The organism is Janthinobacterium agaricidamnosum NBRC 102515 = DSM 9628 (assembly GCF_000723165.1).
Classification (GTDB): Bacteria; Pseudomonadota; Gammaproteobacteria; order Burkholderiales; family Burkholderiaceae_D; genus Janthinobacterium; species Janthinobacterium agaricidamnosum.
Genome location: NZ_HG322949.1, coordinates 809,864 through 826,044 on the forward strand (window position 1 = coordinate 809,864; position 16,181 = coordinate 826,044).

Sequence of the window (16,181 nt, forward strand, 5' to 3'; positions counted from 1 at the left end):
CTTCGCGTCCGATGCGCAGCGCAAAATCATGCGGCGGCAAGCCGACCAGCACCGGGCCGCTGGTCTTGTTTGCCGGATCGAAACGCTGCTTGCTGGTAAATACGCGTTGAAAAAAGCCGGCGCCGATTTCAGCCAATGGCTTGCGGCGCTGATATTCCTGGTTCCATGTGGTAGGACCGTCGCCCCACAGGCTTTTGCGCGGCTTGCCCGCAGTCGTCGACAGGCCGTGGCCATCGATATGGTCCGGTACGCCTTGCCAGCCGATGCCTTGCATATTGTCCAGCGCGACGGTCATGTCTTCCGGGCAGAAATACAGATAGACCTTGCCGCGGTTGTCGCGGTCAGCCGCCGCGCTCCATGCCGCACCGACCATGCCATGGTGTCTGGCCTGATCGGTCAAGGCTGCCAGCGCCGGCGCGGCATGTTTCTTGGCCACCACGCCTTGCACGATCTGGGCCAGTGTTTGCAGCCGGGCGTGCAAGGTCTGGCGCGCATCGAGCGCCGCATACTGGCCGGCCATGGCCTCATCCTCGCCGCCGCCAAACAGCCGGCTCGATTCGACGGCGCTGAAAAACAGGGTGGTGTCTTGCACCAGGCTGTATGGCGGATGGGTCAGTATCAATGTGTCGGCCGGGCGTTTTCCTTCATCGAGCAGGAAGGCTTGCGCCAGCAGCGCGATCAGGCAGCCCTGGCTATGCGCGACGATGGAAACGACTTCATCCTTGTCATAGTCGCGGATCATGGCGATCAATGCCGCCAGGCGCTTGGCCGCCAGCACCATGTACATGCGCCCGGGCGCCGTTTTTAACGGCCGCAGCGGATCGCCGCCGGCGTCAAGCGGCGAAAACAAACCCTTGTTCCACATGTCCGGCAAGGTGCTGGTGGCGTTGCCGAACGGACCGCCATTCTTGGACAAGTCCTTGTCCAGCCTATTGCCGTAGCGGTCGGTGCGCTGGCCGTTGATGCCTTGGGCGGCGTTCGAGCGTTCCCGATAGCCCCAGTAAAACGGAATCACCGGGCTGTGGGTGGTCTCATCGATCTTGCGCTTGAAGTAGACCGCGTCCGGGTCCGGTTCCAGCACGTCCTTGTCGGCGGCGCCCGGCAGGCGGTAGGCGGCGGGCGTGAACAGGCTGGAAGCGCACGGCGCGATGCCATGCAGCCGCGTATCGAGTCCCTGGCACAGCCCTTGTTCCACGGGACCGAAGCTGGTGCCGACATCGTTGACGCCGTGAATCACGATGATGTTGCCGGGCAGGGCGGGCTTGACGTTGACGGTTTTGTCGTAGGCCCGGTTGCATTGCAGCACCGTGCTGTCCCGCCCGATCACATACGGAAGTTTGGGGTAGGCCATTACTACTCCTGATCGGTCAAAATACGCACGTGGGCGATATGCATGGCGTCGCGCTGTAATATGCCGGTCTTGCCCATGGCGTCGCTGATGCCTTTGACGGTGCTGCCGTCGCTCATCTCGATTTCGAATGCGCGGTTCGGCGCGATCGCGGCGGCGCCGGTGTGTGCGCCATATTGAAGAATGAATTGTTGATCTGGCGCGCCGCCAGGGAAGGCTGGCAATTCGGTATGCATCGTGGCTGGCCCGTCTGTCATGAAACGGGCGGACAGGTTCTTGATGTCGCCATTGCTGCCCAGCGTGATGCCGCCGCCGATCTTGATAAAGGAGCCATCTTCGGCGATCAGCTGGATTTCCTTCGCCATCAAGACGATCTTGCTGTCGCTGGCGCTAATCTTGACGTTCTTTGCTGCATTGATTTCGGTATCGTCATGCTGGCTTTGCATCAGCAGCTTGCCATGGTGGGCAATCGCCTTGATGCCGTGATGATGCGAGAACAGTGAAATACCATGTCCGGCGTTGAGATTAAAGCGTTGTCCCGCTGTCAATTGCATATGTTGCTGCGCTACGCTGTCGGTATTGCCGCCGGTATAGCTGACGATGGTTTTGGGTGTCGCGAAACTGATGCCGTCGGGCACACTGATGCCGATCAGCGCTGCGCCGCCGCCATCGCCTTCAGCGGCGGTATTACCGCCGTTTTCCCATTGTTTGAGCTTGGTTTGCAACTCAGCTTGCGCTTGCTCATCGAGCGGCAGCGCCTGGTGTTCGGCGGCATAGTTACCCAGGGAACGGAACTGTTCCAGGCATTGTTCCATCAGCGACAGGTATTCCGCGCGGGCCAATTGACTGTCGACGGCATGCAGGCGTTGCCAGGCGGTCAGCAAGATACCCTTGGCGGCGCGCAGCGCCACATGTTCGTCGCTGCGCAGTTCCGCACCGTTGCCGCGCGCCACGCCTTTGCCGCCGCTTCTCGGGTGGGTCAGGTAGCCGAGATTCAATTCGCTGTGCCCATGATCGCTGGCCAGTTGGGCGCTGACCTGGCCTGGACTATCGTCAAAACGCAACTGGTTATAACCCTGGGCGCCGATTTCCTGGCTGACGATGCCGGACAGGTATTTCTCGGCAGGCAAGCGGCTGCTGCGGTTGAAGGCCGGTGGCGGCGTCTTGCCGCCATGTACGCGGCCGCTGATCAGCATTTTGTCCGGATCGCCGCCGAGGAAGGTGATAATCACTTCATCGCCTACCCTGGGCAGCGAAATCGCGCCGCATGACTCGCCAGCCCAGGAGCTGGCCACCCGCACCCAGGCCGAGTCGCGCTCGCCGCCGGATGCGCCGGCGCCTTGCGCATGCGCGTGATCTTCAGGCCGGCAAGCGGGAAAACGTATCTTGACGCGGCCCTGCTCGTCGCAATGGACCACCGAATCCTCAGGGCCGACCACGGTCACGCTTTGGGCTGTCGCATGCGGCAGGTCGGTGCGCGTATCATAGGCGGGTACGATGGGAATGCCGCGCCGTACGCAACTGAAACGATTGCTGTAGCGCGCGCCGCGCTCGGCGCTGGCTTGTTGCAATTGCTCGCTGTCGTGATGCCAGTGATTCAGTGCAAACAGCCGGCGCACCCTGTCATTGAGTGTCTTGGGAAGATTGTTTTCAGCGTCGATCCTCAATTCGGTGAACACGAATTCACGTTCCTGCTGCGCATGGGTGTCGAGTTCGGCGTGGCCGCTGACGCTTTTCCATTGTCCGATCCGCAGTTCGCGGTCGCCGCTTTCGCCCTGGAAGCATTTCGCGTCATATTCATGGCGTTGCATCAGCAAGGCGCCCAGGCTGCGGTAGTCGTCGCCATTGTCTCCCGCGTGCGGGACATCGACCAGATAGTCATCCAGCGAGGCTGCCAACTGGTCGCCGAGCGCGCCTTGCGGATGGTCATTGTCGTGCTGGCTGTTGATCGACCAGGCCTGCTTGTAATCCCAGCTGCGGCGGCTGACTTTTCCGGGCACCAGCGTGCGCGCGGCGTGCCACGCGGTAATGCAGTCGCTGGTTTCGGTGCCATCGTCACGGTGGTAGCGTACGCTGCCTTCACCGTTTTGCCGCAACGACCAGACATCGTCGAACAGCACCAGTGTATGCGTGGCGATATCTTGGTCGCCTTTGGCGCTGCTCGCGCCGGCTTCGATAAACCAGGCCAGGCCGCGCCGTTTCCACAAGCGGCGCAGGAAAGCGGCGTCCGATTCGTTGTATTGCATGGTGAATTCGCGGGCCGGATAACTTTTCAGGCGGCCCAGGTCGAAGTCGAAGGCGCGTGCCAGCAGGGCGTTGCTCTTGCGCCATTCATTGAGCACGATATCGGTGATATCCACTTCGCTGGCATGGCGAAATACGCGGGTATTGTTGCGTTTCTCCAAAATCGCCAGCGCATCGCGCATGATCAATTGATAGGTGGCCAGGCCGCCATCGCTTTCACCTTCGACGGCGCGTGTGACGATGCCGCAGACCGGCCTTAGATGCCCGTTGGCAGTGACAAACTGCAGTTCGGCAGGCATGGCAATGAATTGCTTGAGCGGTAAACCGGCTTTGGTGGCGATGCACAACAGCGAGTATTCAATGCCGCCGCATATGGTTTCGATGCCGCTGACATGTTTGACCAGTAATAAATCGTCGCTGGCGCCGTGTTCGGTCCACAGGCGCAAGCGGATAGGGCGGTTGGCGACACTCAATGCCGAACCCAAGTCGGGCAGACAGTTTTCTTCCATCGCGGCAATTCCTGAGTGGATACTGCGGTTTGAACGACGGGTACGGCAATCCGGACGTGATTGTCTATAAGATAAGATTTTGCAGTCTAGTTGATGATGGCGACACTAACAAATCCATCAAGCCGCATGTTTGCGATAGAACAGGGAAGGGAAGTTAACGGGCTGCATGCCTTGCCAGCCCTTGTTTTTTGCACAGCTTTACTTACTGTATATGTCAGCGGCGCCGCACACACTCGACATACGCGTCGCCATCCGGCGGCAAGCCGGAACGCTGCGAGGTCCAGATCATCTGGCCCAGGCATTCCATCACTTCATGGTGCGCGGCGTGCAGCGAGTCGCGGCGCTGGGTCAGTTGCTGCACGCCAAGCTTGATGCCGCGCGGCTGGTCGACCGACACTTGTTCGGCGATCGATAAGTGCATCGACAGGTGCAGGAAGGGATTGGCCTGGCCACCCTCGACCGAATAGTCGCGCGCCAAGGCGGCTTCGACGTCGTTCAAGTCGTTTTCATATTCCGGGTGTTGCACGATCCAGTCGACGGCGATCGCTTCGAGCGGGCTTAAGATTTCGTTGGCGCGGTGCTTGCGGTAGGTTTCGCAAAAAAAGCGGCGCACATCGTCTGAGGACGGATTAAACATTGTGGCTGGCTGAAGTAAATGGAGCAGCCGCCATTGTACCGCGTGGGGAACATGTCGACAGCGGGTGCCCCGATCAGCCTGGCCCGGTTCAGGGCGGCAGCGGACTATAGCGGCTTTGCAGCAAGCCGCTGGGATACGCATGGGCATGTTGCAAGCGCCAATTGCTCATGCTCAAGTCTGTGGCAAACAGCGGTATGCCCTTGCCGAGAATCACCGGCAGCCAGTTCAGCGTCAAGGTGTCGACCAGTCCGCCAGCCAGGCCCTGGCGAACCGCCGCGCCGCCGTCGAGATAGACATGGCGCCGCCCGGCTTGCCGCAATGCCGCCAGCAAGTCCGCCAGCGCGCCGTCATGGGCGGTTTCGCCGTGGCGCGCTTGCAATGGCCGGTGCGTCAGCACCACCACCTGCTTGCCGTGATACGGCCACGATGCGAAACGCAGTACGGCATCGTAGGTGTTGCGTCCCATCACCAGTACATCGATGTCGTCCAGCAGCGCCTGATAGCCGGTATCTTCGGGCGGATCGGTCGCCACCGCCGACAGCCACGACAAGTCGCCGTCTGTGCCGGCCAGATAGCCATCCAGGCTGATGCCTGAAAATACGCTGACTTTGAGTTGATGCATTTTGCCTCCATTATTTCTACGATGTAGAATTATTGTATTCTACATTGACGATGGTGGGGATCATGAAAGAAACAAAGCCGCGCGGCCGGCCGCAACGGGGAGGAAACAAGCTGGAGCGGCAGGCCATCGTGGACGCCGCGCTGGGCTTGTTGCAATCTGACGCAGCCGATTTTTCGATGCGCAGCCTGTCGAGGCAATTGGGCGTCGATCCGATGGCGCTCTACCATTACTTCCGCGACAAGGATGCGTTGCTGAAGGCCGTCGCGTCGCTGCTGTTTTCGGCGCTGGATCCGGCCCGGCCGCCATTCTCTGCCGAGGATGAGGCGCCAGTCCGCCTGTCGGGCTTGTGCCGGGCCTACCTGGGATTGCTGCGCAAGGCGCCGATGCTGATGCGTCTGATGACACGGGGCCGTGTCGATCATGCCGACGCGCCGGCACGCTTTGCCGCGCTGTTCAGTCTGGCTATTGAGGAATGGAGATTCAGCCCGGCACGGGAAGCGCTGCTGCGCGATGTGCTGGTCGATTACCTGCATGGCTATGCGCTGGCGTTCTTGCCGGCCGGCGACGATGGCTGGCAAGATGGCGTGGCCTTGATTGTGGCCGGCGGCAGGGTCGGATAGCGGCCGTTACCGACGCTATTTGTGACCGTTTAGTTACTTCGTTTTTGAACCCCATAGTAAGTATTATCCACTATCCAATCGTACATATCGGGGTAAATATCGATGATAAAATCGCGTTTTATTGATATTGCCTGTAGACATTAATAGCATGCTGTCGGCGGTTGTGGGGCTGGGCAGAGTTAAACATGTAGGGGCATCCGTTATTCCCTTGGCTCGCACCTTTGCGGCCGGCTTGGCTCTTGCCGAGTGCGGGATCCCGGCGTAACACCGCCATCAAGCCAGCTTTTTTCGTATCCCATGGTGCAAGAATGGCCAACCGTGCCCGTGGTCCGGGCATGGCGAACAGCTCAGTTCGCAGGCAGTGAGCGCATGACTTTGCCGACGTGAAGTCCAGAATATTCTTTTAGTATTTATCAACGGAGTTACCTATGCGTAAATCAATCTTATTTTTTATGGCGTGCCTGATCTTGACGGCATGCGACAAGACGCTGCCGGCGTCGTCCGAAAAGCCGGTCGATGTGTTGCTGATCGGCGCAGGCACCATGAGCGCGACCCTCGGTTCGATGCTCAAGGAACTGGACCCGTCGCTGACGATGGCGATGTACGAGCGTCTCGATTCGGTCGCGGCGGAAAGCTCGGATGCGATGAACAACGCCGGCACCGGCCACTCGGCGTTCATGGAACTGAACTACACGCCGGAAGCGGCTGACGGCCATGTCGAAACCAAGAAAGCGGTCGAGATCAACGAGCAATTCGAGATTTCCAAGCAATTCTGGGCTTATGAAGTAGCGCATAAAAACCTGGGCGATCCACGCAGCTTCATCAACAACGTGCCGCACATGAGTTTTGTGTGGGGCGACGACAATATCGCCTTCCTGCGCAAGCGTTATGCCGCGCTGCAAAAAGAGAATCTGTTCAAGGGCATGCTGTATAGCGAAGACCATGCCCAGATCGAGCAATGGGCGCCGCTGGTCATGACCGGCCGGGATAAAAACCAGAAGGTCGCGGCGACCCGCATGGAGATCGGCACCGATGTCAACTACGGCACCCTGACCCGCAGCCTGGTGAAAAATTTGACCGAGAAGCATGGCGTCGAATTGCACCTGCGTAATCAAGTGGAAGATATCAAGCGCGGCGCCGATGGCGTGTGGAACGTGAAAGTGAAGAACCTGGCTGACGGCAAGGAACAGAACGTGCGCGCGAAGTTCGTCTTCGTCGGCGCCGGTGGCGGTGCGCTGCCGCTGCTGGAAAAATCGGGTATTCCTGAAGCCAAGGGTTTTGGCGGCGTGCCGGTCGGCGGCCAATGGCTGGTAACCACCAATCCTGAAGTGATCAAGCAGCATTACGCCAAGGTCTACGGCAAGGCGTCGGTCGGTTCGCCGCCGATGTCGGTGCCGCACCTGGACACCCGTATCATCGATGGCAAGCAAGCTTTGCTGTTTGGCCCGTTCGCCACCTTCTCGACCAAGTTCCTGAAAAACGGTTCGTGGATCGACTTGCCGGCCTCGATCGGCACCGGCAATGTGCGTCCGATGTTGCAAGCTGGCTACGACAATATCCCGCTGACCAAGTACCTGGTGCAGCAAGTGATGAACTCGCCTGAAGACCGCCTGAAGACCTTGCGTGAATACTTCCCGAACGCCAGGATGGAAGACTGGACGCTGCAAAACGCCGGCCAGCGCGTGCAAATCGTCCGCGACGACCCGGTCAAGGGCGGTTTGTTGCAGTTCGGCACTGAAGTGGTGGGCGCCGCCGATGGCAGCATCGTTGCCTTGCTGGGCGCCTCGCCAGGCGCGTCGACCGCGCCGCCTATCATGATCAAAGTGTTGCAAACCGCGTTCAAGGGCCGCTTGGCGACGCCTGAATGGCAAGCGAAGATGAAAGAAATGGTGCCGTCGTATGGCCGCAAGCTCAATGACGACGTGGCGCTGGCCAACCAGATCCGCCAGTACAGCAGTGCAGGCCTGGGCTTGAAGGCGTTCACGCTGGAGGCGTCGGGCGCTGCTCCTGCCGCTGCCGTGGTGCCGGTCGCCGCGGCTGTCGCTCCTGCCGCCGCCGCTCCCGCTGCCAGCGCTGCGGCGAACTGATCGTTTGTGTGTCAGCCGCACCGGCCCGGCCGGTGTGGTGTGTAGGAAATAAAAAGGGCGTCCAGTGCTGGACGCCCTTTTTTGTTGCCAGCTGCCGTATGGCGCTGAGTTGCTTGCTTAGTCCTTACTTCCAGGCAATATCAGCTCGGGCGCACTTGTTTCGCACGGGTCGCAGGGTTCGCACGGCGGACAAGGCATTGCCGGTTCACACGGCGCCGCGTCCTGTCCGCGCGGCGCATGCGGCTGGCGCAGGTAGCGCGATGTATGGCGGTGCGCCTGCGCATTGCCATGCGCCGGCCAGGTCAGGAAACGCGACAGTTCCTGCAAGGCGCGTTGGTACACGTCGCGCTTGAATTCGATCACGACATCCAGCGGCACCCAATACTCATGCCAGCGCCAGGCGTCGAACTCGGGATGGTCGGTCAGGCGCAGGTTGACGTCATTATCGCGGGCACACATGCGCAGCAGGAACCAAATCTGCTTTTGCCCACGATAATGTCCGCGGATCTCGCGCTTGATGAAGTGGTCGGGCACCTCATAACGCAGCCAGTCGCGGGTACGTCCGACGATCTTGACGTGTTCCTGCCGTAATCCGATTTCCTCTTCAAGTTCGCGAAACATGGCCTGTTCGGGCGTTTCGCCGTACTTGATGCCGCCTTGCGGAAACTGCCATGAGTGCTCGCGCACCCGCTTGCCCCACCACACCTCGTTCTGGGCGTTTAGCAGGATGATGCCGACGTTGGGCCGAAACCCTTCACGGTCGAGCATAAAACACCTCAAACTTTCTGCGGGAGAGCGTCCTGTTTACATTTTTGCACACAACTCCGCATCCCAGCCGCGTTTTCGAGGGTCGAAAAGCACCGGAATATCATCAATTGAACGCATTTGCATAAAGTATGGACGCATCAGCCAGCTAATCCTTTAAAATTAGGTTGATTATAACCCTCTCTTTTTAAAAAGAATTCACCGTTATGCGCGCCTCCCGTTTTTTTATTTCCACGCTTAAAGAAGCTCCATCCGACGCCGAAATCGTCAGCCACCAGTTGATGATGCGTGCCGGCATGATCAAACGCCTCGGTTCGGGCATTTATACCTATATGCCGATGGGCTTGCGGGTGATCCGCAAGGTCGAAGCGATCATCCGTGAAGAAATGAATAATGCCGCCGCCATCGAGCTGCTGATGCCGCTGGTGCAGCCGGCCGAACTGTGGCAAGAGACTGGCCGCTGGGACAAGATGGGCGCCGAACTGATGCGCGTGAAAGACCGCCACGGCCGCGAATTCGCGATCCAGCCGACCTCGGAAGAAGTCATCACCGACGTGGTGCGCACCGAAATCAAGTCCTATCGCCAGTTGCCGCTCAATTTTTACCATATCCAGACCAAGTTCCGCGACGAGCGCCGTCCGCGTTTCGGCCTGATGCGCGGCCGCGAATTCACGATGAAGGATGCGTACTCGTTCGACCGCGACCTGGCCGGCATGCAAGCGTCGTACCAGGTCATGTTCGACGCCTACACCAAGATCTTCACCCGCTTCGGCTTGCAGTTCCGCGCCGTGGCGGCCGATAACGGCGCCATCGGCGGTACCGGTTCGCACGAATTCCACGTCATCGCCAGCACCGGCGAAGATGCGCTGGTGTATTGCCCAACGTCGGACTTCGCCGCCAACATGGAAGCGGCCGAAGCGTTGCCGGTGATCGCCACGCGTGGCGCCGCCACCCAGGCCTTGACCAGGACCGCGACGCCGGACACCGTCAAGTGCGACACCGTGGCCGCCTTGCTGGGCTTGAAGCTGGAACAGACCGTCAAAACCATCGCGTTCACGGTGGAAACAGAAACCGACGGCAAAGTCACCAAGCAATACTTTATGCTGCTGCTGCGCGGCGACCATGAGTTGAACGAAGTCAAGGTTGGCAAGGTCGCCGGCCTCGGCAATCACCGTTTCTCGACCGAAGCGGAAATCCTCGAAGTCTACGGCAGCGTGCCGGGCTACCTCGGTCCGGTCAATACCAAGGCGCCCGTCACCGTGGTGGCCGACCGCACGGTCGCCAACATGAGCGACTTCGTCTGCGGCGCGAATGAAGCGGGTTTCCACTTTACCGGCGCCAACTGGGGCCGCGACATGGCCGAGCCAGCCCTGGTGGCCGACTTGCGCAATGTCGTCGACGGCGATGCGTCGCCTGACGGCAAGGGCGTGCTGGCGATCGAGCGCGGCATCGAAGTGGGGCACGTGTTCCAACTGGGCACGGCTTATTCGGAAAGCATGAAAGCCACCTTCCTCGACGAAAACGGCAAGCCTGCGCCATTGCAAATGGGTTGCTACGGCATCGGCGTGACGCGCATCCTGGGCGCCGCGATCGAACAAAACTTCGACGACAAGGGCATCATCTGGCCGACCGCGATCGCGCCGTTTGAAGTGGTGCTGTGCCCGATGGGCATGGAGCGCAGCGAACTGGTCAAGGAAGAGACCGGCAAGCTGTACGCGGCCTTGCAGGCGGCCGGCATCGACGTCATCCTCGACGACCGCGGCCAGCGTCCGGGCGCCATGTTCGCCGACTGGGAATTGATCGGCGTGCCGCACCGTGTGGTGATCGGCGAGCGCGGCTTGAAAGAAGGCAACCTGGAATACCAGGGCCGCCGCGATAGCGAAGCAACCGCCGTGGCCTTGGCCGACATGGTGGGCTTCCTTAAAGGCAAAATGGGCAAGTGAGCTTGTTTTCCAGGCCCCCTCAGCCGCTGCGCCGCCGGCTGTCGCTGATCCTGTTATCGGCGGCGGCCGGCCTGGCCTGGAGTCCGGCCGTGCTCGCTGGCAACCAGAAGGAAGAAGAGCTGGCCGACTCGGTGCGGCTGGCGCTGTCCAACGCGATCAAGGACGACCGCCCGCCGCAGCCCAGCTTCGCCACCGAGGCCGACCGTTTGCGCTACCAGAATTGGCTGGTGCAAATGTCGCAGCGGCTCAAGCGCAAGCTGCCGGACGACCAGGTGCGCAAGGAATTCCTCGAAGCGGCGTGGTATGAGGCGCGTCGCGCGGGCCTCGATCCGGGCATGGTGCTGGGCTTGATCCAGGTCGAGTCGGCTTACCGCAAGTACGCGGTATCGCTGGCTGGCGCGCGCGGCTACATGCAGGTGATGCCCTTCTGGACCGGCGTGATCGGCGACAACGACCGTAGCAAACTGTTCCATATGCAAACCAATTTGCGCTACGGCTGCGCGATCTTGCGCATGTATATCGACATGGAGCGCGGCAACCTGTACCTGGCGCTGGGACGCTACAACGGCAGCCGGGGCCGGCCGGAATACCCGAATGCGGTATTGGCGGCCTGGAAGAATTGGGAATTCAAGCCGCAAGACGTGTCGGCGGCGCCGGCCGCCAGCCGTTCTCCACGCTGATTTCCGCGTTGTCGGCCAGAGCGGGCCGCCATGAAAAATGCCCCTGTCGCTGTGGCGTCAGGGGCATTCCGATCGGCTTTCTGGCCGAACGTGATTCTTTGCTTATTTCAAATGATCGGAGATCAACTTCGTCATTTCAAACATGGACACTTGGGCCTTGCCGCCGAAAACAGCTTTCAGCTTGTCGTCGGCATTGATCATGCGGCGGTTGGCCGGATCTTGCAGATCGAGTTTTTTGATGTAATCCCATACTTTCTTGGTCACTTCGGTACGCGGCAGTGGTGCTGCGCCAACCACTGCGGCCAGAACGGTCGACGGGGTCATCTCTTTCATGAATGCTGCGTTTGGCTTGCGTGGCGTGGCCGGTGCCGCTGCGGCTTTTTTCACTGCAGGTTTTGCTGCCGCTTTTGCTGCTGGTGCTGCTTTTTTCGCTGCCGCAGGTTTTGCTGCTGCTTTTGCTGGCGCTGCTACTGGGGTTTTTTTGGCTGTTGCCATCTTCTAGCCTCCTTAACGAACACATGGGAAATTGCGCAATTGATCGCACGGCTAATATTGGTGTGGATTTACGCAGTATGCAAGTGTTTTTCACGTTTTCCGCTGGAAAACATCGCTAAAAAGCGTCGCTTCCGCGTCACTGCACCGCTTAAGGACGCCGAAGGGGGATTTTGCCCGGAAACGGCGCCAATTGCGGCCATTTCGGGCGGATGTAAAAAGGGCCCGGACGGGCCCTTTTTTGACGCTGGCGGATAGCCTTATTTGCCGTAAAGCATGGCTCCGGGCGGCTTTGCGCAAATACTAACGCATGCCCGGCATCATGCCTTTCATGCTACGCATCATCTTCATCATGCCGCCGCCGGACAGCTTTTTCATCATCGTCTGCATTTGCTCGAACTGGGTCAGCATGCGGTTGACTTCCTGCACTTGCACGCCGGCGCCGGCCGCGATGCGGCGCTTGCGGGTCGCCTTGATCAATTCCGGCTTGGCGCGCTCTTGCGGCGTCATCGAATCGATGATGCCGACCATGCGCCGCACCTGCTTGTCGGCCTGGTCCATATTCTTGCCGCCGGCCGCTTGCTGGAATTGCGCCGGCAATTTATCCATCAGGTTGGCCATGCCGCCCATTTTCTTCATCTGGCCCAGTTGCGCCTTGAAGTCGTTCATGTCGAACTTGCCGCCGACCTTGATTTTTTGCGCCAGGTCGGCCGCCGCCTTGCTGTCGACGCCCTTGCGCGCTTCTTCGACCAGCGCCAGGATGTCGCCCATGCCCAGGATGCGGTTGGCCATGCGGGCCGGGTCGAACGCTTCCAGGCCGTCCAGTTTTTCGGACACGCCGGCGAACTTGATCGGCTTGCCGGTGATATGGCGCACCGACAGCGCGGCGCCGCCGCGCGCATCGCCGTCCAGCTTGGTCAGCACGATACCGGTCAGCGGCAACGCGTCGTTAAACGCCTTGGCGGTGTTGATCGCATCCTGGCCCAGCATGGCGTCGACCACGAACAGGGTTTCGATCGGCTTGACGGCGGCGTGCACGGCGGCGATTTCGCGCATCATTTCTTCATCGATGCCCAAACGGCCGGCGGTGTCGATGATCAGCACGTCGTGATAGTGTTTCTTGGCCCAGTCCAGCGCGGCCAGCGCGATATCGACCGGCTTGTCGCTGCTGGTGGACGGGAAGAAGTCGGCGCCGACCTGGCCGGTCACCGATTGCAGCTGGGCGATCGCGGCGGGACGGTAGACGTCGGCCGAGACCGTCAAGACTTTTTTCTTTTTCTCTTCGCGCAGGTATTTCGCCAGCTTGCCGACGGTGGTGGTCTTGCCGACGCCTTGCAGGCCGGCCATCAGGATGATCGCCGGCGGCTGCTGGGCAAAGCTGATTTGCGACGCTTCGGGACCGAGGTCGGCGCCCATGATGGCGGCCAGCTCGCGCTGCACCACGCCGACCAGCGCCTGGCCCGGCGTCAGCGAGGAAATCACATCCTCGCCCATGGCTTTTTCCTTGACCTTGGCGATGAATTCACGCACCGCCGGCAGCGCCACGTCGGCCTCCAGCAGCGCCAGGCGCACTTCGCGCAGCATGTCGGCGGTATTCGATTCGGTCAGGCGCGCCTCGCCGCGCATGGTCTTGACGACTTTGGCGAGCCGTTGGGTGAGATTATCTAACATGATGAACCTGCAATGAAAGCTTGAAAGATGGCGGCGTTCAGCCGGACGATGGGCGCCATTTTAACCCAGCCAGCGTGCCGTGGCGGGGGAGTTGATGCGGGCCCGTGCCGGAGCGGCGAGGATGCCGGGATTGCATCATCGTCATCTTGGCATTAAAATGAGAATAATTCTTATTCACACTCGGTGCGCCATGCTGCGCGCCGGCCGCTGCAAGCTTCATCGGTCGACAATATGGGGGGAGGCGCCAGCGCCTGCGACATGAGCAAATTACATATCCTGTCGCGCAGCGCCGCGGCGGTCTTCGGCGGCTACGCGCTGGTCTCGGCCGGCACGGTGTTCCTGGCGGCGGTCTTGCCGATGGCGCGCGCCGACGCCGTGCTGGCGGCAACCCTGTCGAGCTTCCTGCTATATACAACGGCCATCATCTGGGTCTTCGCCGAACAGCGGCTGGCCCGCATCTGGGGCGGCTTGCTGGGCGCCAGCATCGTGCTGGGCGGCGCCGGCCTGCTGCTGGGGCGTTGACGATGACTCTGGCGATGGCGATTTCCAGCGCGCTGGCGCTGGCTTATGCCGGCATGGCCGGCCTGTGCCTGGCGATGGACCGGCATCATCGACAAGTGTGGGGCGGCGAGCCCGCGCCGGCCGCGCGGCGCGGGCTGCGCGGCGCCGGCTGGCTATTGCTGCTCATCGCCTTGTGGCCGTGCATCGCGGTGTGGGGCACCAGCGTCGGCATCGTCGCCTGGCTGGGTTTCCTGTCGGCCGGCGCCTTGCTGCTGGTCGGCTTGCTGCCCTATGCGCCGCGCCTGACGCCGGTGCTGGGCGGCCTGGCCGCGCTGCTGGCGCTGGCTGGCCTGGCGTATCAGTTTTTCGGCTAACGGGTACGGCATGGATGTGAAACAAAACAACAAGACGCAAGGCGGCTTCCGCCAGGCGATGGCGTGGCTGCACACCTGGGTCGGCTTATGGTTTTCGTGGCTGCTGTTCGCGGTCTTCCTGACCGGCACGCTGGCGGTGTTCGAAGAACCGATCGGCCACTGGATGACGCCGGAACACGCGCTGGCCGAAACCGCCGTGCATGCGGAGGGCGTCGAGAAAGCTGGCGAAGCCGCGGCGCTGGCCCGGCGCGGCCAGCGTTTGCAGTTCGGCGTCAATTACATGAGGCAGGCCAAAGGCGACGCCGACATGTGGGAACTGTGGCCGGTCAACCGGAATTCCAGCCATAGCCTGGACGCGTATTGGCTGGAGTCCGACGGCGGCTACGGTTCGATGCGGCTCGATCCGCTGACCGGCGCGCCGTTGCCCATGCACGGCGACGGACACGATGACGGCGCACCCAAGGTGCGCGCTACCCAGGGCGGCCGCCATTTTGTCGATTTCCATTATGAACTCCATAGCGCGCGGGTGGGGCTGTGGATCGTCGCCATCGCCACCATGGGCATGCTGGTGGCGCTGGTCAGCGGCATCGTCGTCCACAAGCGCATCTTCAAGGATTTCTTTACCTTCCGGCCGGCCAAGGGCCAGCGCTCGTGGCTCGATGCGCACAATGCGCTGGCGGTGCTGACTATCCCGTTCCTGTTCATGATCGCCTACACCGGGCTGGCGTTCTACGGCTTTATCTACTTGCCGGCGCCGGTGGTGGCGCAATATGGCCTTGGCCCGGCGGCGACCCAGCATTTTTACGACGACATCGAACATTCCGCCAAGCCCCCGCGCAGCGGCGTGCCGATGGCGCCGCCGGAGCTGGAGCCGTTCGCCGCGCGCGCGGCGGCGACGCTGGGCCAGCAAGTGCGGGCGGTGGTGATCGATCATCCGCAAGATGCGGCGATGCGCATTTGCGTCTACGGCTGGAATGAGCAGGATGACCTGCAAAGGCGCATCAATGTCAGTACCGGCATGATGTGTTTCGCCGGCGCCAGCGGCGCGGTACTGCAAGTGCGCATGCCCGGCGAGGTGGCCGGCGCGGCGCAATCGACGCGGCAAGTGATGAGCGCGCTGCACATGGCGTCGTTCGGCGGCCTGGTCGTCAAGTGGCTGTATTTCCTGTGCGGCCTGGCTGGCGCGGCGATGATGGGAAGCGGCGCGGTATTGTTCATGGTCAAGCGGCGCCAGCGCCACGGCGGTGAATTCGGTTCCGCCACGCAGCGCGTGTACCGCCTGATCGAAGGCTTGAACGTGGCCGCCATCGCCGGCCTGGCACTGGCCTGCATCGGCTACCTGTGGGCCAACCGCTTGCTGCCGGCCGCGATGGAGCAGCGCGCCGATTGGGAAGTGCGGGCCTTTTTTCTGGTCTGGCTGCTGAGCCTGGTCCACGCGCTGCTGCGGCCGGCGGCGCGCGCCTGGCCTGAGCAATTGGCGGCACTGGTATGCTTGTGCCTGTTGTTACCGCTACTCAATTGGCTGAGCACCGGCGACCATCTGGCGGCGCAAATGGGCCGCGGCGATTGGGAAAGCGCCGGCGTCGAGCTGGCCAGCCTGGCCTTCGCCGCGCTGGCCGGGTGGGCTGCCTTGTTATTAAATAAACGCCGATCGAAGACCGCTTCCAAGGTGGTCTTGGCTGCTTGAA

General features: G+C 61.2%; 14 protein-coding genes (1 of these 14 cut by a window edge). 7 read left to right on the plus strand and 7 right to left on the minus strand.

The features are described from left to right. The 4 genes from GJA_RS28655 to GJA_RS03420 form a co-directional block, all read right to left on the minus strand. Positions 1-1,351: the 5' portion of a T6SS effector phospholipase Tle3 domain-containing protein gene (locus tag GJA_RS28655; RefSeq protein ID WP_038488803.1), read on the minus strand. 20 nt of this gene lie to the left of the window's left edge; only the first 1,351 of its 1,371 coding nucleotides appear in the window; the start codon lies at positions 1,349-1,351; its stop codon lies beyond the left edge, outside the window. A 2-nt stretch (positions 1,352-1,353) separates the two neighbouring features. Further along, on the minus strand, positions 1,354-4,101 hold the full coding sequence (locus GJA_RS03410) for a type VI secretion system Vgr family protein (RefSeq protein WP_038488805.1): 2,748 nt from the start codon (positions 4,099-4,101) through the stop codon (positions 1,354-1,356). A 214-nt stretch (positions 4,102-4,315) separates the two neighbouring features. Next, positions 4,316-4,738, minus strand: coding sequence for a DUF1841 family protein (locus GJA_RS03415; protein WP_038488808.1), 423 nt, complete (start codon positions 4,736-4,738; stop codon positions 4,316-4,318). Between the two features lie 88 nt (positions 4,739-4,826). Beyond that, positions 4,827-5,360 carry a dihydrofolate reductase family protein gene (locus GJA_RS03420; RefSeq protein WP_038488811.1) on the minus strand — a complete coding sequence of 178 codons (534 nt, stop codon included), beginning with the start codon at positions 5,358-5,360 and terminating at the stop codon, positions 4,827-4,829. Positions 5,361-5,422: 62 nt separating this feature from the next. On the opposite strand from GJA_RS03420, the gene GJA_RS25965 reads away from it, so the two are divergent. Continuing rightward, entirely contained in the window at positions 5,423-5,980 is a 558-nt protein-coding gene (locus tag GJA_RS25965) for a TetR/AcrR family transcriptional regulator (RefSeq protein WP_051780228.1), read from the plus strand. Positions 5,981-6,408: 428 nt separating this feature from the next. Beyond that, complete coding sequence (mqo, locus tag GJA_RS03430; RefSeq protein ID WP_051780230.1) at positions 6,409-8,067, plus strand: malate dehydrogenase (quinone); 1,659 nt, start codon at positions 6,409-6,411, stop codon at positions 8,065-8,067. 117 nt (positions 8,068-8,184) lie between these two features. On the opposite strand, the gene GJA_RS03435 is transcribed toward mqo, so the two are convergent. After that, on the minus strand, positions 8,185-8,835 hold the full coding sequence (locus GJA_RS03435; RefSeq protein WP_081905233.1) for an RNA pyrophosphohydrolase: 651 nt from the start codon (positions 8,833-8,835) through the stop codon (positions 8,185-8,187). A gap of 203 nt (positions 8,836-9,038) precedes the next feature. Between GJA_RS03435 and GJA_RS03440 the strand changes: the two genes are divergently transcribed. Together GJA_RS03440 and GJA_RS03445 are read left to right on the plus strand one after the other, a co-directional pair. Continuing rightward, on the plus strand, positions 9,039-10,775 hold the full coding sequence (locus tag GJA_RS03440; RefSeq protein ID WP_038488814.1) for a proline--tRNA ligase: 1,737 nt from the start codon (positions 9,039-9,041) through the stop codon (positions 10,773-10,775). 2 nt (positions 10,776-10,777) lie between these two features. After that, positions 10,778-11,455, plus strand: a complete 678-nt coding sequence (locus GJA_RS03445; RefSeq protein ID WP_422567928.1) for a lytic transglycosylase domain-containing protein — start codon at positions 10,778-10,780, stop codon at positions 11,453-11,455. Between the two features lie 102 nt (positions 11,456-11,557). On the opposite strand, the gene GJA_RS26505 is transcribed toward GJA_RS03445, so the two are convergent. Together GJA_RS26505 and ffh are read right to left on the minus strand one after the other, a co-directional pair. Then, entirely contained in the window at positions 11,558-11,950 is a 393-nt protein-coding gene (locus GJA_RS26505) for an SWIB/MDM2 domain-containing protein (RefSeq protein WP_081905234.1), read from the minus strand. Between the two features lie 300 nt (positions 11,951-12,250). Beyond that, positions 12,251-13,618, minus strand: coding sequence for a signal recognition particle protein (gene ffh, locus GJA_RS03460; protein ID WP_038488819.1), 1,368 nt, complete (start codon positions 13,616-13,618; stop codon positions 12,251-12,253). A 258-nt stretch (positions 13,619-13,876) separates the two neighbouring features. Between ffh and GJA_RS03465 the strand changes: the two genes are divergently transcribed. Genes GJA_RS03465 through GJA_RS03475 form a run of 3 tightly spaced genes read left to right on the plus strand, consistent with a single transcriptional unit; the run spans position 13,877 to position 16,180 of the window. Continuing rightward, positions 13,877-14,140 (plus strand): hypothetical protein, encoded by a 264-nt coding sequence (locus tag GJA_RS03465; RefSeq protein ID WP_038498584.1) that lies wholly within the window; start codon positions 13,877-13,879, stop codon positions 14,138-14,140. A 2-nt stretch (positions 14,141-14,142) separates the two neighbouring features. Beyond that, complete coding sequence (locus GJA_RS03470; protein ID WP_038488822.1) at positions 14,143-14,493, plus strand: DUF3325 domain-containing protein; 351 nt, start codon at positions 14,143-14,145, stop codon at positions 14,491-14,493. Between the two features lie 10 nt (positions 14,494-14,503). Next, complete coding sequence (locus tag GJA_RS03475; protein ID WP_038488825.1) at positions 14,504-16,180, plus strand: PepSY-associated TM helix domain-containing protein; 1,677 nt, start codon at positions 14,504-14,506, stop codon at positions 16,178-16,180. The last annotated feature ends 1 nt before the right edge of the window (position 16,181 follow it).